This is a genomic window from Acidovorax cavernicola, assembly GCF_003581445.1.
On the sequence record NZ_QXMN01000001.1, the window covers coordinates 574,438 to 590,902 of the forward strand.

Here is a 16,465-nt window from a genome sequence, read left to right on the forward strand (position 1 = left end):
CGCGAACATCCGGGTTCCCCGACGAAACGCCGACCGGCGACAAGGACACCCGACATGAGCGCCCCACCCCTGCTGCGCACGCTGTTCCAGTACCACGCGTGGGCCAACGACGAGTTGCTGGACCGCGTGGCCAGCCTCGACCCCGAGCAACACCGCGACGCCCGCCACGCGGCGATCCGCGTGGTCAACCATGCCCATGTGGTGAACCGGATCTTCGCGGGCCACCTCACGGGCACGCCGCACGGCTTCGCCGACGACAACACGCCTGAAACGCCCGCGCTGGCCGACCTGCGCGCCGCCGTGGCGGAGTCCGATCGTTGGTACCTCGCCTACCTGGACACGCTCACACCGGAACTTCTCGCGGAATCCGTCCCCTTCGTGTTCACCGACGGCGACAAGGGCTGCATGACGCGCGAGGAGATGCTGGCCCACGTCGTGACACACAACGGCTACCACCGGGGCGAAGCCGGCCGGTTGCTCGCGCAATGCGCGGTGCGCCCGCCGCGCGACACGCTGGCGGTGCACCTGCACCGCAGCGAACCCGCGCGCCGCGAGCGCGGCTGAAGGCGCGCAGGCTCAGGCTGCGTTCTTGGTGGCGACGGTCATCTCGACCTCGACCGTCGCATTCTTCGGCAGCGCGTAGACACCGACCGCCGTGCGCACATGCACGCCGGCCTCGCCGAACACGCGATGCAGCAGGTCGGAGGCGGCATCGGCCACCTCGCTCTGCTGCGTGAAGTCGGCCGTGCATTGCACGAAGACACCGACGCGCAGCACCTTCTCGACCGCGTCGAGCGAGCCGAGCGCGCGACGCAGCAGCGCGAGGCTGCGCAACGCACAGATCTGCGCGCCCTCGCGCGCCTTGTCGAGCGACACCGCATCGCCCACGCGGCCGGTGACGACCACCGTGGTGCCCACGCGCGGCACCTGACCGCTGAGGTAGACGGTGCGGCCGTCGCGCACCAATGGCACGTAATGGCCGCCGGCCAGGATTTCGCCCTCGAAGCTGTGGCCCAGCTCGGCGGCAATGCGGTCGGCGATCTGGTCGCGGCTTTGTGCTTCTGTCATCGGATGTCCAGGAAAACGGGCCGTCATTGTCGCCAACCCCTCCGGCGCGAACAGATACAGATCACACCGACCGAAGGCACAACAGTTCAGCCTTCGAAGGCCAGGAACACCCGCCCGCCCTCGATCTTCACCGGGTAGGTGCGCAAATCCTCGGTGAGCGGCGCGCACATCGCCTTGCCGCTGCGCACGTCGAATCGCCCCTGGTGCAGCGGGCATTCGATCTCGTGGCCTTCGAGAAAACCGTCGCACAGCCGCGCGTGGCCATGCGTGCAGATGTTGTCGGTGGCATGGATGCCGTCGTCAGTGCCGTACAGCGCGATGTCGCGCCCCTGCACCTCGATGCCGACCACGTCGTCGGCGGGAACATCGTCGACCGCCGCGGCGTCGACCCAGGTCATCGTGGGCATCGTGTGTCCTTTCTTCTTCTCAATCAGGCTTCAGCCCGGCGCGCTCGATCACCGGCTTCCAGCGGCGCAGTTCTTCGTCCATGAACTTCGACAACCCCTCGGGCGTGCTGCCCACGGGGTCGAAGTACGCGGTCTGCAGGCGCTTGACCGTTTCGGGATCTTTGAGCACGGCGGAAATCTCGCGGCTCATGCGCTGCACGACGTCGTTCGGCGTGCCCTTGGGCGCCATGTAGGCGAACCATGGCACGGCCTGGATATCAGGCAGGCCCGATTCGCGCAGCGTGGGCAGGTCGGGCAATAGCGCCGAGCGCTCGGCCGAGGTCACGGCCAGGGCCTTGATACGCCCGGCCTTGGCCTGCGGCATCACCGTGACCGGCGGCAGGCAGGCGTACTGCACGTCACCCTGCACGATGGCCGTCACCGCCTGGCCCGACGATGCGTACGGAATGTGCACCGCGAACGACTGGGTCTTGGCCTTGATGAGCTCCACGCCCAGGTGCGAGATCGAGCCATTGCCGGTCGAGGCGAAGTTGAACTTGCCCGGGTTCTTCTTCATCGCCGCCAGCCAGCCCTTGACCGAATCGACGCCCATCGAATTCGACACCGCACAGACGTTCGGCGTGGTCGCCGCGAGCGACACCGGCACGAGATCCTTGAACGGGTCGTACGGCAGGTTCTTGTAGAGGATGGTGTTGTAGACCAGCGGCGCGTTGACCGACAGCAGGAAGGTGTAGCCGTCGGGCTGCGCCTTCGAGACCTGGTCGGTGCCGCTGTTGCCGCCCGCGCCGGCCTTGTTCTCGACGATCAGCGGCTGGCCGATGCGCGCCGCGAGCTTGTCGTTGACGATGCGCGCGAGGATGTCGGGCGACGAGCCCGCCGCGAACGGCACCACGATGCGCACCGGGCGCTGCGGCCAGTCCTGCGCATGGGCCGCTGCCGCCAGCGCCACCGCGCCGAGGGCGAAGAGAACGCGCGCGTGCTTCATGGCTGCACCTCCACGCCGACCATGCCCAGGTGATCCTGCTGCTCACGCGCGATGAAGCCCGCGATGAGCGCGCGGTAGGCGGCCTCGACCACCTCGGGGTAGGCGCCCTCCTTCTCGGCCAGCGCCTTGACCTTGTCGATCACCTCCTGCTGGCGCTGGGGCGCCGACACCTGGAAGGCGTCGCGCTTGAAGCGCGCCGCGTCCTTCACGTAGCGGCCGCGCTCGGCCAGCAGCGTGACGATCTGGCGGTCGAGCCGGTCGATGTTCTCGCGCACCTCGGCCAGGTTCGCGCACAGCGGCACATAGGCGGGGTCGGTGAAGCGGCGCAGGGGCGCACCGTGGGTCTCTGGTTCTTTTTGCATTTTCAGCTGTCTCTCGTCACTCAAATGATCTGTTCGTGGAATACCGCGGAACCGGCTTTGCCGGGCCGCTGGTATTGCCCCCTGAAAGGGGGTTGGAGGCCACACGAAGTGGGCAAGCCTGGGGGTGAGCCCTATATCGGATAGATGATGGAGTTCGGGATCATTTCGCTGTCGAACACGCACAGGCGCGACGCGAATTTCAAGCCCTCGGGTGTGGGCACGACCTTGTCGATGTAGCGCCCGACGTTGAACACGGTCGAAGGCCCGTCGAGCTTGGTGCGGAACACCGCGTAGTTGGCCTCGCTGTGGATCGTGCCGTCGTCGTCCACCGCATGGACGATGGGCAGGCCCACCACATGACGCTGGTAGTAAGGGTCGTGGAACAGCGTCTCCTTGATGCCGTAGACGCGGTCTTCGAGCATGCCCCGGCTCTCGAACGAGAGCGTGGCCAGCGGCAGACCGCGCTCGTGGTTCTCGCGTGGCTGCAGACGGTAGCTGCACTGCTCGACGAAGAAGGCGGGCCACAGGTCCCACTGGCCCGAATCGACCGCGTGCGCATACGCCGCATACAGGCGCGACAGGTCAAGGTACATGGAGGTGTCGAGCGTAGTCATGCGTCCATCACCTCGCGCCAGTAGCGGTACATGCCGCGGATCAGCGTCTCGGTCACCATGTGGTCGGTGTTCTCGACCTCGCGCCCGCCCAACTCGGCCAGCGTGCGGTGATAGGGCTTCTGCTCGAAGCCTTCCTGCGAGAACTCGATCACCTCGCCGTCGTCGGCCGACACGAAACCCGCCGGGCCGAACAGGTTGGCCTGGCGCAGGCGGCGCTGCGTCATCTCGGGCGTGTCGTCCTCGAAGCCGAAATGCGTCCAGACGAAATCGAAGGCATCGTGGCCCACGGGCTGGATATGCCGCGTCGACACGCTGTTGACCTGCTGCTGCAGGATGAGGCTCGGGAACAGCGTCATCATCACCGCCGTCGGCCCGCCCCACCAGGGCTCGGGCACGATGTCGAGGAAGCGCGGGTCCTTGAGCTGCATGCTCTCCTTGAAGCTCGACACCTGCGTCACCTGCGCGGCCTTGCCGGCGCTGCCGCGCGTGGAAATCATGGCGGCGTGGCGGCCGCGCGCGTCCATCTTCAGTTCCGACTTGTTGTCGGCACGCCAGAGCCCGAAGGTCACGAACCAGGTGTGCAGCAGGCCCGGGTGGTACGGGTCCTTGATGTTCTCCTGCATGAGCTTCCAGTTGCCCGGGATGCGTTGACGGCTGTAGCCCAGGATGGTGAGCTTGCGGCCGTCGAACAGACGGTCGAAGTAATGAAGGATGTCGGGGCCGAGGAAGTCCTCGAACGATTCGACGTCATGGTCGAACGACGCGAACACCACGCCGCCGCGCGAAGCCACCTTGAGCTTGTTCAGCCCGTGGTCCTCGGTCTTGAAGTCGGCGGGCATGCCGCCGTGGACCTTGCCGTCCTGCTTCACGCCGCGCCGGAACGGCACGCCCTGCAGGTCGCCCTTGAGCGTGTAGTTCCACTGGTGGTAGGGGCAGACGAATTCCTTCTTGTTGCCATGGCGTTCGCGGCAGAACTGCATGCCTCGGTGGGCGCAGACGTTCTCGAACACGTGGATGGCGCCGGCTTCGTCGCGCGACATGACGACCGAGCGCTCGCCGATGGCGGTGCGCTTGAAGTCGCCCGGGTTCGGGATCTCGGCTTCCAGTCCGACGTAGCACCAGTGCTTTTCATAGAAGAAGCGCTGCAGCTCCTTCTTGTGCAGCGCCTCGTCGGTGTAGGCCATGAAGGGAATGCGGCTGGTCTTGTCGTTCTCCCATCGCAGCTCGATGGGGAACACGGCTGGCGTGGTCATCGCGGGTCTCCTTTTCTTTTCGGTTCTTCAGGTGCCTTGCAGATAGAAGGCATCGGCATGCGTCTGCTCGGGCGCCAAGCCATGTGCCTGCACCAGCCTGCTCGCGGCCTCCACCATGGGCGGCGAGCCGCACAGGTACGCGCGCCAGCCTTCCAGGTTGGCCGGCAGGTCGGCGCGGATCGCATCGGTGATGAGCCCCAGCCGCTGGCCGTCGCGTGCGGGGCCGGCGACCACCACCACGTGCACCTTCAGGCCCGGGTGCAGCGCCTGCAGTTCACGCAGTTCGGGCAGGCCGTACACGTCGGCGTCGGAGCGCACGCCGAGGTAGAGATGGATCGGCTGCATCAGCCCGGCCGCGACGGCGCCGCGCACGATGGACAGGATCGGCGCCAGCCCCGTACCGCCTGCCGCGCAGAGCATCGGCCCGCGATGCTTGGTGCGCAGGTAGGCGGTGCCCAGCGGGCCGCTCACGCGCACGGTGTCGCCCACGCGCAGCTGTTCGAAGATGTGCGCGGTGACGCGGCCGCCCGGCACGCGGCGCACGTGGAACTCGAGCTCCGCGTCGCGGCTCAGCCCGGCCATCGAATACGGCCGCGCCAGCTCAGGGCCGAACTGCAGTTGCGCGTACTGCCCCGGCGAAAACTCCAGCGGCTTGTTGGGCTTGAGGCGCAGGCGGCGGATGTCGTGCGTGAGCACGTCGATGCCCGCGACCGTGGCCTTGAGCACGCGGGCCGGGTGCACCACCACCTCGTCGGGCTCGGGAATCTCGATGGCGCAGCTCTCGGTCAGCGTGCTCTGGCAGGCCAGCACGTAGCGCTCGCCCTGCCCGTCCGGCCGGATCGCGTTCTGGCCGCCGTCGAGCACCTGGCCCGACACCACCTTGCAGCGGCAGGTGCCGCAGCGCCCCGACATGCAGCTGTACGACACCGGCACCTGGTGCTCGCGCAGCACCTCGAGCAGGTTCGCGCCGGGGCGGACCTCGAGGGTGCGGGCAAGGGGGTGAATGTGCAGGTCCATCGTCGGGCTCTCTTTGCGCCGGCGGCAGGGCCGGCTTGTCTCTGGGGACGGATGATGCGCGGCCCCTGAAAATTGACCAATAGAATCCGGTGAATCGGCTGTATCACCCACATGAATAAAGGTGCGCGATGCAACTCAAGGACATCGATCTCAACCTGCTGCTGGTGTTCGACCGCATGCTGGCCGAGAAGCGCGTGTCGGCCGTGGCCGAGTCGTTGGGCCTCTCGCAGCCCGCCATCAGCAACGCGCTGGCGCGCCTGCGCAAGCTGCTGGGTGACGAGCTCTTCCTGCGCACCGCGCGCGGCATGGAGCCCACGCCCTTCGCGCTGCAACTGGCCGAGCCCGTGGCCTACGCGATGGGCGCGCTGCACACGGCGCTCAACCAGCAGGTGGTGTTCGACCCCGCCACGAGCACGCGCAGCTTCACGCTCGCCATGACCGACATCGGCGAGATCTACTTCACCCCGCGGCTCATGGAAACGCTTTCGGTCGCCGCGCCGGGCGTGACCATCAGCACGCTGCGCAACAACACCGCGACCAACCTGCGCGACGAGCTGGAATCCGGCCACGTCGACATCGCCATCGGCCTGCTGCCGCAGCTCAAGTCGGGCGTGTTCCAGCGCCGACTGTTCCTGCAACGCTACGTGTGCCTGTTCTCCGGCGCGCATCCGCTGGCGCGCAAGCGCAGCGTGTCACTGAAGGATTTCAGCGCGGCCGATCATGTGCAGGTGCAGGCCGCCGGCACGGGCCACGGCAAGGCCGACGACGTGATGGCCGCGCAGGGCATCCAGCGCCGCATCCGGCTCAAGGTGCCGCACTTCGTGGCCATCGGGCACATCCTGCAATCGAGCGAGATGATCGCGACCGTGCCCGAGCGCCTGGCCCGCAGCATCGCCGAGCCTTTCGGGCTGGTGTGGCGCCCGCACCCGGTGGCGCTGCCGCAGATCGCGATCAACCTGTTCTGGCATGCGAAGGTGCACCGCGACCCGGGCAATCAGTGGCTGCGGGGGGTGCTGTTCGATACCTTTGCGGACGGCGACGGAGGCGCTTCGGCCGCCTGAGCCGAGGCTGCTCACAAAGCAAAACCGAACTCACCTTCGTGACGCCCATGTGAACTCTGGCGCGCACGATACGTGGCGTTCGCCGGCAGTCTCGCCATGCGTGACATATGGCGCGCTCCCGCGTTCCAGATCGGCACCCGCAGGCGCCGCGCCGACGACCTGCGAGATACAACCCCGCCCGCGCGCTCCCACGGTGCCCGTCGGTGCCGGCCGGTCCGGAGAAGAAAGCAACGCATGATTCCACCCACCCCGTCCGCGCTCAAGCGCATCCACGAAGACCTTTCAGAAGAGGTCGGCAAGGGCGTCCGTCTCGCGCTCTCCCATGGGCCGCTGCGCCCAGGCAAAGGCATGATCAGCGGACTGATCGCCCTCGTGCTGGCCGACTTCAGCCTGCTGGCTGTGCTGATGTTCCAGTTTCCCGACTACCTCACCACACCGAAGGTGCGCGAGTACCTGAGCTTCGATGCCATGCGGTTCGTGCTGCTGGCGGCCATGGTGGTATCAGGCGCACTCGCGCTCACCAACATCGTGCTGAACCGTGTGCGCCGGCTCTCCGGCTGGGCACTCTTCTGGCTCGCCTGCGCGGTGGTGGGCTCGCGCCTGGGAAGCTCCAGCGGTGCGCAATGGCTGCCGGTGGGAGCGTTATCGGCGAGCGTTCCGTATCTGGGCATCGACTGGTTCATCTTCGACCTGCTGGCGACCACGCTGCTCTTCACCACCATCGAGAAGCTGCGGCCGCTGAAGCGCGACATGCCCATCTTCCGCAAGGATTGGCAGACCGATTTCATGTACTTCGTGACCGGCCACCTGCTTGTGGGCGTGACGCTGTTCCTGGTCTACGCGGCGCTGTATGGCATGACAGGCATGTTCGCTGCGGTCCACCCGCACGCGCAGGAAAGCCTGCGCGGCTGGATCGGCCAATTGCCCTTCGGTGCGGCCCTGCTTCTGCTGATGCTGATCACCGACTTCGCCCGCTACTGGCTGCATCGCTTCTATCACGAGACCGCCATTGGCTGGCGGCTGCATGCCATCCACCACAGCGCCGAGCACATGGACTGGATTTCGGGCAGCCGCACGCACGGCATCGAGACCGTGCTGTCGACCGTGGTGATCCTCGCGCCGGCCTTCCTGCTCGGTTTCTCGCAAGGCGTGATCAACGTCTACATCCTCATCGCGGGTGCGCAGGCCGTGTTCAACCACACCAACGCGTCGGTGCGGCTCGGACCGCTGCGCTACCTGATCGTCACGCCCAACTTCCACCACTGGCATCACAGTCGCGACGCCGAAGGCCTCGACCGCTGTTACGCCGCGCACTTCGCCTTCTGGGACTACCTCTTCGGCACGGCCGTGAAGGCCGACAAGAACAAGGTCTGGCCCGAGCGCTACGGCGTGGTGGGCGACTACGTCTTCAAGGGTTTCTGGGCGCAGCAGGTGTTTCCGTTTCTCTGGTCGGGCCGCTGGACGGACGAAGCGGGCCAGGAGCGCCGAGAGAACCGCTGAGCCGAAGGCTCTCAGGCGGCCTGTAGCGATGCCACAGGCCACCGCCCCAGCACCTCGTGCACGCCCTCGCCCACGTGGCTGTCGATGAGCACCAGCGAATGGGCGGCCCACCGCACGGGCGCTTCGAGCGCATGCCGCTCGAGCTTGCGCCGCGCATAGGCGATGGTCATGTGGGGCGTGAAGGCGCGTGAGGGCTTCAGGCCGACATCGGCCAGCGCTTCGCCCAGGCGCTGCCTGAATGCTCGCAGGGCCGAGACGTTCTCCTCATCGTCGGCGCACAGCACCAACGCGCCCTTCGCGTAGCTCATGGATTTCTCGAAGACGACATCGAGCGCCGGCACGGGCACCGCGGCGGCCGCACTCGACGCCTGGGCCACCTTGTCGACGGGCACCTGTTCGTAGTCGCCGAGGTCGAACAGCGTGACATGCAGGCGGTCTGCGTCGACCACTGAGCCTTTCAGGGCGTGTAGTGAGTTCATGCGCTCGCCGAACGCGGCGATCGTCGCGGCGTCTTGCGTGTCGGGGAGCAGTGCGAAGAAAAGCGAGTGCGGCAGCGGCGCCTTGCGAGGTGCCTTGGTGCCGCGCGGTCGCGGCAGGGGCCGCGGCGGGGGATCGATTCCAGGAAGAAGAAGCTGTGCTGACATGTGTCGATCATCGCCCATGGCAAGGGGGCTTCATGAGACCTTCAGCAAACGCGAAGCTCGTCTTCAGCTTGGTTTTTGAGAATCGTCGCACGGTAGCGGCAAGGCGGACAACAACAAGCGTGCCGCTCGACGAATCGCCGTTCATCCACGGATTCCATCCATCAACCAACAAGGATTTCATCTTGACGAAAACGCAAGCCCGCCTCGCACTCGCAGCCCTCTGGCTCGGCACCGCTTCCATCGGCGCCTACGCCGCCGGTCCCGACAAGGACACCGGGCTGTACGTCGGCGGCGCCATCGGCCGCTCCAGCTACAGCCTGTCGTCCTCGAACCGCATGCCCGTGACGGTGCCATGGGGCGGTCAGAAGGCCAGCAAGAGCGGCACGGCCTACAAGCTGTACGGCGGCTATCGCTTCACCGAACACTTCGGCGTGGAAGGCGGCTACGCCCGCCTCGGCCGCGTGAGCCAGTGGAGCCCGACCTACGGCTACGGCAACTCCAGGCTGCAAAGCGGCACCGGCCAGGTCTTCTACGCGGCCGCCACCGCCCGCATGCCGCTGGGCGACGCCTTCGCCATCAACGGTCGCCTGGGTGTGGCACGCGGACGCGTCTCCGGCGACAACAACTGGGCACCGGTCAACCAGCGCCTCTCGGGCAGCAGCACGGGCCTGATGTTCGGCGTGGGCGCCGAGTACCGCATGACGCAGAACCTGGCGATCACGGCCGACTACGACCACTTCGGCAAGCTGTCGAAGCAGGCGAAGGGCGGGATGTTCACGGTGGGTCTGAAGGCGAACTTCTGATCGCAGACCGTGCCCTATGAAAAAGGCGCCTCGCGGCGCCTTTTTCTTTGCTCAGGAACTCACTCCCACTCGATCGTCGCCGGCGGCTTGCTCGACACGTCGTAGGTCACGCGGTTGATGCCGCGCACTTCGTTGATGATGCGGCCCGACACCTTCTTGAGCAGCGCGTACGGCAGCTCGGCCCAGTCGGCGGTCATGAAGTCGCTGGTCTGCACGGCGCGCAGCGCGACGACGTAGTCGTAGGTGCGGCCGTCGCCCATCACGCCCACGCTCTTCACGGGCAGGAACACGGTGAAGGCCTGGCTCGTGAGTTCGTACCAGGTCTTGCCCGATTCGTCGGTGAAGTTGCGCAGCTCTTCGATGAAGATCGCGTCGGCGCGGCGCAGCAGGTCAGCGTATTCCTTCTTCACTTCGCCCAGGATGCGCACGCCCAGGCCCGGGCCGGGGAACGGATGGCGGTAGACCATCTCGGGCGGCAGGCCGAGGGCCACGCCGAGTTCGCGCACTTCGTCCTTGAACAGGTCGCGCAACGGTTCCAGCAGCTTCAGGCCGAGCTGTTCGGGCAGGCCGCCGACGTTGTGGTGGCTCTTGATGGTGACGGCCTTCTTGCTCTTGGCGCCGCCCGACTCGATGACGTCGGGGTAGATCGTGCCCTGCGCCAGGAAGGTCGCGCCCTTGTGGCCGCCACCGCCCGCCTTGAGCTTGGCCGCTTCCTGCTTGAACACGGTCACGAACTCGCCACCGATGATCTTGCGCTTGGCTTCGGGATCGCTCACGCCGGCGAGCTTGCCGAGGAACAGGTCACTGGCGTCGACGCGGATCACCTTCGCGTGCAGCTTGCCTTCGAACATCTCCATGACCATGTCGCCTTCGTTCAGGCGCAGCAGGCCGTGGTCGACGAACACGCAAGTGAGCTGGTCGCCGATGGCACGGTGGATCAGCGCGGCGGCCACGCTCGAATCGACGCCGCCCGACAGGCCGAGGATGACTTCCTCGTCGCCCACCTGCTCGCGGATCTTCTCGACGGCTTCGGCGATGTGGTCGCGCATGACCCAGTCGGGCTTGGCTTCGCAGATGCCGAGCACGAAGCGGTCGATGATGGCCTTGCCCTGCACGGTGTGCGTGACTTCGGGGTGGAACTGCAGCGCGTAGTAGCGGCGTGCCTCGTCGGCCATGCCGGCGATGGGGCAGCTGTCGGTGCTGGCCATGAGCTTGAAGCCGGGCGGCAGCTCGGTGACCTTGTCGCCGTGGCTCATCCACACGTTGAGCATGCCGTGGCCCTCTGGCGTGGTGAAGTCGGCGATGTCCTTCAGCAGCGCGGTGTGGCCATGGGCGCGCACGGCCGCGAAGCCGAACTCGCGCTTGTGGCCACCCTCGACCTTGCCGCCGAGCTGGTGCGCCATGGTCTGCATGCCGTAGCAGATGCCCAGCACCGGCACGCCGAGGTCGAACACGGCCTGCGGGGCCTTGTCGGTGGTCTCTTCGTACACGCTGGCGTGGCTGCCCGAGAGGATCACGCCCTTGAGGTGGCCGTCGGCGGCATATTCGCGCACCCATTCGTCAGTGACGTCGCAGGGATGCACCTCGCTCAGCACATGGGCTTCGCGCACGCGACGTGCGATCAGCTGGGTGACTTGCGAGCCGAAATCGAGGATGAGGATCTTGTCGTGTTGCATGGCGAAAGGACTCAGAGCGTTGAAATGTCGAACAGCCGGACACCCGCCTTGGGCGCGGCCTGGATGAGTTGCTCGTCGAAGGTGGCGAGCGGGAGGTTGAGCGATTTCGCGAGCCAGAGATAGCCCGCATCGTAGAGCGAGACGCCCGCATCGATGGCAACAGCAAGCACGGCCTTATGCTGGGCCGGCGCCAGCTCGTGCAATTCGACGCGATGGCGGATGGCGTCGAGCACGCTCCACAGCCCCTCGACGGCTGACGACGGAATGCGGCCCGTGCGCACGCCGTTGGCGAGGATGTTGGCGCATTCCCACTGCCAGGCATTGGGCGCCTGCGGCTCGACCTCGTCGCGGCGAATGGCGGCGTAGAGCTTGCGGGTGTGTTCGCTAGCGTGGTCGGGCAACAGCCAGGCGGCCGTGACCGAGGCGTCCATGACGAAGGCCGTCACGACTGGCGCCCTTCTTCGCGCAGGGCGCGCAGTGGCAGGCCGGGCTGGATGCTGGCGTGAAGTGCGTCGATCTGGCCCAGTTCGCGCGCGATCTGCTCGTCGGTGATGACGGGCTTGCGGCGCACCGGGAGCATGCGCACGACTTCCTTGCCGTGACGGGTGATGCGAACCTCTTCGCCCTTTTCGACCAGGTCGATCAGGGCCGAGAAGTTGTTCTTGGCTTCAGCGATGCCGATGGATTGCATTTGGGCCAGAAAATTTGAATCTGGCCCAAATTCTAAGCCAAGTCTGGCCTGACTTTCAAGGTCTGGCCAGATTGGGCTTCAGGCCGGCGCCGGGCCGCCCCAAGGCGGCCTGCGGCCCCCTTGGGGGGCAGCGCCCCACACGCAGTGGGGGCGCGTGGGGGCCCTATTTACTCAGCGCGGTAGTTCGGCGCTTCCTTCGTGATCTGCACGTCGTGGACGTGGCTCTCACGGATGCCGGCCGTGGTGATCTCGACGAACTCGGCCTTGTTCTGCATGTCGGCGATGGTCGCGCAGCCGCAGTAGCCCATGCTGGCGCGCACGCCGCCGGCCATCTGGTAGACGATCGAGACGATCGAGCCCTTGTAGGGCACGCGGCCTTCGATGCCTTCGGGCACGAGCTTGTCGGTGTTGGGGTTGCCGGTGGTCGACTCCTGGAAGTACCGGTCGGCGCTGCCCTGCTGCATCGCGCCGATGGACCCCATGCCGCGGTAGCTCTTGTAGCTGCGGCCCTGGTACAACACGATTTCGCCCGGCGCCTCTTCGGTGCCGGCGAACATGCTACCCATCATGACGGTGCTGGCGCCAGCGGCGATGGCCTTGGCGATGTCGCCTGAGTAGCGCACGCCGCCGTCCGAGATCAGCGGAATGCCCGTGCCTTGCAGGGCGGTGGCGACGCTGTCGACCGCCATGATCTGCGGCACGCCCACGCCAGCCACGATGCGGGTGGTGCAGATGGAGCCCGGGCCGATACCGACCTTGACCGCGTCGGCGCCGGCGTCTGCCAGTGCCCGTGCGGCGTCGCCGGTGGCGATGTTGCCGCCGATGACGTCGACCTGCGGATAGTTCTTCTTGACCCAGCGCACACGCTCGATCACGCCGGCGCTGTGGCCGTGGGCGGTGTCGACCACGATGGCGTCGACGCCGGCCTTCACCAGGGCCTCGACGCGCTCCTCGGTGCCGTCACCCACGCCCACCGCCGCGCCCACGCGCAGGCGACCGTTGGCGTCGCGTGCGGCGTTGGGGAAGCTGGTCTGCTTGGTGATGTCCTTGACGGTGATAAGGCCCTTGAGCTCCCAGTCGCCGTTGATGACGAGCAGGCGCTCGAGCTTGTGCTTGTTCAGCAGCGCCTTGGCCTCGGCCAGCGTGGTGCCGTCGGGCACGGTGATGAGCCGGTCGCGCTGCGTCATGATTTCGCTGACGGGCACGTCGTAGCGGCTCTCGAAGCGCAGGTCACGCCCCGTCACGATGCCGACCACCTTGCCGGCGTCGACGACCGGGAAGCCCGAGATTCCGAGCTGGTCGGACAGTGCCATCACCTGGCGCACCGAGTGCGTCGGCGTGATGACCACCGGGTCGCGCAGCACGCCCGACTCGTAACGCTTCACGCGGGCCACTTCGGCAGCCTGCTGCTGGGCGGTGAGGTTCTTGTGCACGATGCCGATGCCGCCCTCCTGCGCGATGGCGATCGCGAGGCGCGCTTCGGTCACGGTGTCCATGGCCGCCGAGACGAGCGGCAGGTTCAGCGTGATGTTGCGGGAGAACTTGGTGGCGAGGGACGTGTCCTTGGGCAGGACCTGGGAGAACGCTGGCACCAACAACACGTCGTCGAAGGTGAGCGCTTTGCCGAGAAGGCGCATGGGTGAGGCTCCAAAAGACGGATTGTAACGAGGCCCCCGCCCGCTTCGCCGGCGCGGGTTCTTTCCGACCGTTGCAAAACCGCCCATTCCGGATGTTGCAAAAAGTAAGGCGCAGCTAAACTCCGCGCATGAATCTCCTGCATTGGCTGGTACTGGGTTGCGCGTGCGCGCTGCCGCTCTCGGCGAGCGCGCAATGGCAATGGGTCGACAACAGCGGCAAGAAGGTCTTCAGCGACCAGCCGCCGCCCACCGACATCCCCGAAAAGAACATCCTGCGCCGCGCCGGCCCCTCGCCGTCCACCCGCGCAGCAGCGCCTGTCACGCCAGCCCCCGAAGGCGGTACCGACGCGACTGCTGCGGCGCCCAAGGCCCGCGAAGGCACCGCGCCGCCCAAGCCCACGGGCGTTGACAAGGAACTCGAAGAAAAGACAAAAAAAGCCGAGGCCGAGCAGAAGGCCAAGGAAGCCGCCGAAGCAGCAAAGATCGCCAAAGCCAAGGCCGACAACTGCGCCCGTGCGCGCGAGAACAAGAACACGATCGACAGCGGCATCCGCATTGCCAAGGTCAATGCCAAGGGCGAACGCGAGTTCATGGACGACGCCGCACGTGCCGACGCGCAAAAGCGCGCTCAAACGGTCATTGACAGCGACTGCAAGTAAGCCGGCGCCGTGGCTCAGTAGCCGTCCTTGCCGCCTTTGCGCTTGTTCGCGAACAGGCCCGTGCCGCGCGCTCCCTGGCGCTGGAAGCGCTCACGGCGCGCCACCTTCGGATCGACCGTGAGCGGACGGCACAGCTCGATGCGGTCACCATCCTTCAGCGGCTGGTCCCACGCCACCGCCCTGCCCCAGACACCCGGCGTCATGGTGTGCCGCCAGTCCAGGTCGGGAAAGCGCTGCATGAGATCGCTGGCCTTCACCGCCTCGCTCAGCACAGTGTCAGGCGCGAGCTGCAGGACCTGCTCGAACACTTCGCGCGCCGCGGGCGCGCAGCTCAGCGTGACCTCGATGCGCCCGCCTTGCATCAGCCTTCGCCGTAGACCTGCTCGGCGCGCTTGACGAAGGCTTCGACCAGGCTCGATGCGATGGTGTCGAACACCGGGCCCACCAGGGCCTGCAGCGCGAAGTTGCTGAAGCCGTAGCTCATCTGCAGCTCGACGCGGCAGGCGCGCTCACCCTGCTCGCCCACGGGGTGGAATTTCCAGGTGCCGTCGAGGTTGGAGAACGGGCCGTCGACCAGCTTCAGCTGCACTTCGCGGCCAGGGATGTGGGTGTTGCGGGTGGTGAAACTCTGGTGCAGCCCGGCGAAGGCCAAGCCGACTTCGGCGGTCATGCCGCCTTCGTCCTGCTCGATGACACGCGACTTGTCGCACCAGGGCAGAAACTGCGGGTACTTCGCCACATCGGTGACGAGCGCGTACATTTCTTCGGCGCTGTACCAGATGAGGACGGACTTGTGGACTGTTTTCATAGAATCGGCACAGCGTGCGCGACGGATTGTATTGAAGCCATGCGCCCCCATCTTCTCGAGCCATGGCCACCAAGAAACAAGACACCTCCTCCCGCATCGCCGACAACAAGAAGGCCGCCTACAACTATTTCTTCGAAGAACGCTTCGAGGCCGGCATGGTCCTCGAAGGCTGGGAAGTGAAATCGCTGCGCGAAGGCAAGGTGCAGCTCACCGACGGCTACGTGGTGATCCGCGACGGCGAGCTGTTCGTGGTCGGCTGCCAGATCAACCCGCTCAAGAGCGCTTCGACGCACGTCAATCCTGACTCGATCCGCACCAAGAAGTTGCTGCTGCACAAGGAAGAGATCAAGCGGCTGGTCGGCAAGGTCGAACAAAAGGGCTACACGCTGGTGCCGCTGAACCTGCACTGGAAGGCCGGCAAAGTAAAGTGCGAGATCGCGCTCGCCAAGGGCAAGGCCGAGCACGACAAGCGCGACACCATCAAGGACCGCGAAGGCAAGCGCGAAGTCGAGCGCGCGATGAAGAGCCGCAACCGCTGATTCTTTTTCTTTTCGCGCGCAGGGAATAAAAGACGCTACCGTGGCGTTTATGCGGCTGTCGACATCGGACCGTGCCGGTGACGACACCATCGCCCAGGAGTGTTCCATGCCGCTGTTCCCTGCTCTTGTCCGTTCCATCGCCGGGTCCACGGGGCGCTGAGGCGCCCTGCCTTCGTCGCCCATGGACGCCCGCCTGCTGATCGCTCACATCCCGAGCCTGCGCCGCTATGCGCGCGCGCTCACGGGCGATGCCTGGGCGGCCGATGACCTGGTGCAGGACACGCTCGAGCGCGCCTGCAGCAAGTGGCGGCTCTGGGTGGTGGGCAGCGACCTGCGCGCCTGGCTCTTCACGGTCATGCACAACCTCTTTGCGAGCCAGGTGCGTCGTCGGCCACCGCCGCATGCAGTCGTGCCGCTGGATGACGTGGCACCCGAGCAGCTGCAAGGCGGAACCGACCCAGGCCGTGACCCGGGCCTCGGTCTCGACCTGCAGCGCTGCCTGATGCAACTGCCCGAAGAGCAGCGCGCCGTGCTGCTGCTGGTAACGCTCGAAGACCTGTCCTACGCCGAGGTAGCGAAGGTGCTCGGCATCCCGATCGGCACCGTGATGTCGCGCCTCTCCCGCGCCCGCCTTCGTCTGCAGGAGCTGATGGACGGCGCCGCCGCGCCCAGCCGCCCTGGCCTGCGTCGCCTCAAGTGACGTGAAGCACCACCGACCGCCCGCCATGAACCGCCCCACCC

21 protein-coding genes are annotated in these 16,465 nt (G+C 66.5%); 7 read left to right on the plus strand and 14 right to left on the minus strand.

What is annotated here, in order from left to right; translation table 11 throughout:
• Positions 1-54: 54 nt before the first annotated feature.
• Positions 55-564 (plus strand): DinB family protein, encoded by a 510-nt coding sequence (locus D3H34_RS02705; RefSeq protein ID WP_119551882.1) that lies wholly within the window; start codon positions 55-57, stop codon positions 562-564.
• A 12-nt stretch (positions 565-576) separates the two neighbouring features.
• On the opposite strand, the gene D3H34_RS02710 is transcribed toward D3H34_RS02705, so the two are convergent.
• The 7 genes from D3H34_RS02710 to D3H34_RS02740 all read right to left on the minus strand — a co-directional run bounded on the left by D3H34_RS02710 (position 577) and on the right by D3H34_RS02740 (position 5,706).
• The gene (locus D3H34_RS02710; RefSeq protein WP_119551883.1) at positions 577-1,068 is read right to left on the minus strand and encodes a RidA family protein; all 492 of its coding nucleotides are present in this window, start codon (positions 1,066-1,068) and stop codon (positions 577-579) included.
• Positions 1,069-1,154: 86 nt separating this feature from the next.
• Positions 1,155-1,475, minus strand: a complete 321-nt coding sequence (locus tag D3H34_RS02715) for a non-heme iron oxygenase ferredoxin subunit (RefSeq protein WP_119551884.1) — start codon at positions 1,473-1,475, stop codon at positions 1,155-1,157.
• A 19-nt stretch (positions 1,476-1,494) separates the two neighbouring features.
• The gene (locus tag D3H34_RS02720; protein ID WP_119551885.1) at positions 1,495-2,460 is read right to left on the minus strand and encodes a Bug family tripartite tricarboxylate transporter substrate binding protein; all 966 of its coding nucleotides are present in this window, start codon (positions 2,458-2,460) and stop codon (positions 1,495-1,497) included.
• Complete coding sequence (locus D3H34_RS02725; protein WP_119551886.1) at positions 2,457-2,822, minus strand: chorismate mutase; 366 nt, start codon at positions 2,820-2,822, stop codon at positions 2,457-2,459. The genes D3H34_RS02720 and D3H34_RS02725 overlap by 4 nt, the downstream gene beginning before the upstream one ends.
• Before the next feature lie 131 nt (positions 2,823-2,953).
• Positions 2,954-3,436, minus strand: a complete 483-nt coding sequence (locus D3H34_RS02730) for an aromatic-ring-hydroxylating dioxygenase subunit beta (protein ID WP_119551887.1) — start codon at positions 3,434-3,436, stop codon at positions 2,954-2,956.
• Positions 3,433-4,689, minus strand: coding sequence for an aromatic ring-hydroxylating dioxygenase subunit alpha (locus tag D3H34_RS02735; RefSeq protein ID WP_119551888.1), 1,257 nt, complete (start codon positions 4,687-4,689; stop codon positions 3,433-3,435). Before D3H34_RS02735 ends, D3H34_RS02730 begins: the two co-directional genes overlap by 4 nt.
• 27 nt (positions 4,690-4,716) lie before the next feature.
• Positions 4,717-5,706 (minus strand): 2Fe-2S iron-sulfur cluster-binding protein, encoded by a 990-nt coding sequence (locus tag D3H34_RS02740; protein WP_119551889.1) that lies wholly within the window; start codon positions 5,704-5,706, stop codon positions 4,717-4,719.
• A 128-nt stretch (positions 5,707-5,834) separates the two neighbouring features.
• On the opposite strand from D3H34_RS02740, the gene D3H34_RS02745 reads away from it, so the two are divergent.
• Both D3H34_RS02745 and D3H34_RS02750 read left to right on the plus strand, forming a co-directional pair.
• Positions 5,835-6,767, plus strand: coding sequence for a LysR family transcriptional regulator (locus D3H34_RS02745; protein ID WP_119551890.1), 933 nt, complete (start codon positions 5,835-5,837; stop codon positions 6,765-6,767).
• A 234-nt stretch (positions 6,768-7,001) separates the two neighbouring features.
• Positions 7,002-8,267 carry a sterol desaturase family protein gene (locus D3H34_RS02750; protein WP_119551891.1) on the plus strand — a complete coding sequence of 422 codons (1,266 nt, stop codon included), beginning with the start codon at positions 7,002-7,004 and terminating at the stop codon, positions 8,265-8,267.
• 11 nt (positions 8,268-8,278) lie between these two features.
• Here the strand turns inward: D3H34_RS02750 and D3H34_RS02755 are convergent, their stop codons facing one another.
• Positions 8,279-8,929: a 2'-5' RNA ligase family protein gene (locus D3H34_RS02755; protein ID WP_350308470.1), complete on the minus strand. Its 651-nt coding sequence runs from the start codon at positions 8,927-8,929 to the stop codon at positions 8,279-8,281.
• Between the two features lie 164 nt (positions 8,930-9,093).
• Between D3H34_RS02755 and D3H34_RS02760 the strand changes: the two genes are divergently transcribed.
• Positions 9,094-9,714 (plus strand): porin family protein, encoded by a 621-nt coding sequence (locus tag D3H34_RS02760; RefSeq protein WP_167481105.1) that lies wholly within the window; start codon positions 9,094-9,096, stop codon positions 9,712-9,714.
• 59 nt (positions 9,715-9,773) lie between these two features.
• Here the strand turns inward: D3H34_RS02760 and guaA are convergent, their stop codons facing one another.
• The 4 genes from guaA to guaB all read right to left on the minus strand — a co-directional run bounded on the left by guaA (position 9,774) and on the right by guaB (position 13,718).
• Positions 9,774-11,390 (minus strand): glutamine-hydrolyzing GMP synthase, encoded by a 1,617-nt coding sequence (gene guaA / locus D3H34_RS02765; RefSeq protein WP_119551894.1) that lies wholly within the window; start codon positions 11,388-11,390, stop codon positions 9,774-9,776.
• An 11-nt stretch (positions 11,391-11,401) separates the two neighbouring features.
• On the minus strand, positions 11,402-11,821 hold the full coding sequence (locus D3H34_RS02770) for a type II toxin-antitoxin system VapC family toxin (protein WP_119551943.1): 420 nt from the start codon (positions 11,819-11,821) through the stop codon (positions 11,402-11,404).
• Positions 11,822-11,832: 11 nt separating this feature from the next.
• A complete protein-coding gene (locus D3H34_RS02775) occupies positions 11,833-12,081 on the minus strand; it encodes a type II toxin-antitoxin system Phd/YefM family antitoxin (RefSeq protein ID WP_119551895.1) in 249 nt (82 codons plus the stop codon).
• Positions 12,082-12,248: 167 nt separating this feature from the next.
• Entirely contained in the window at positions 12,249-13,718 is a 1,470-nt protein-coding gene (gene guaB / locus D3H34_RS02780; protein ID WP_119551896.1) for an IMP dehydrogenase, read from the minus strand.
• Between the two features lie 128 nt (positions 13,719-13,846).
• Between guaB and D3H34_RS02785 the strand changes: the two genes are divergently transcribed.
• A complete protein-coding gene (locus D3H34_RS02785; protein WP_119551897.1) occupies positions 13,847-14,377 on the plus strand; it encodes a DUF4124 domain-containing protein in 531 nt (176 codons plus the stop codon).
• A 14-nt stretch (positions 14,378-14,391) separates the two neighbouring features.
• Here D3H34_RS02785 and D3H34_RS02790 read toward each other — a convergent pair whose 3' ends face one another.
• On the minus strand, positions 14,392-14,739 hold the full coding sequence (locus tag D3H34_RS02790; RefSeq protein ID WP_119551898.1) for an RnfH family protein: 348 nt from the start codon (positions 14,737-14,739) through the stop codon (positions 14,392-14,394).
• The gene (locus tag D3H34_RS02795) at positions 14,739-15,185 is read right to left on the minus strand and encodes a type II toxin-antitoxin system RatA family toxin (RefSeq protein WP_119551899.1); all 447 of its coding nucleotides are present in this window, start codon (positions 15,183-15,185) and stop codon (positions 14,739-14,741) included. The genes D3H34_RS02790 and D3H34_RS02795 overlap by 1 nt, the downstream gene beginning before the upstream one ends.
• Before the next feature lie 62 nt (positions 15,186-15,247).
• Between D3H34_RS02795 and smpB the strand changes: the two genes are divergently transcribed.
• Together smpB and D3H34_RS02805 are read left to right on the plus strand one after the other, a co-directional pair.
• Entirely contained in the window at positions 15,248-15,724 is a 477-nt protein-coding gene (smpB, locus tag D3H34_RS02800) for an SsrA-binding protein SmpB (protein ID WP_119551900.1), read from the plus strand.
• Positions 15,725-15,905: 181 nt separating this feature from the next.
• Positions 15,906-16,424: an RNA polymerase sigma factor gene (locus tag D3H34_RS02805; protein WP_119551901.1), complete on the plus strand. Its 519-nt coding sequence runs from the start codon at positions 15,906-15,908 to the stop codon at positions 16,422-16,424.
• The last annotated feature ends 41 nt before the right edge of the window (positions 16,425-16,465 follow it).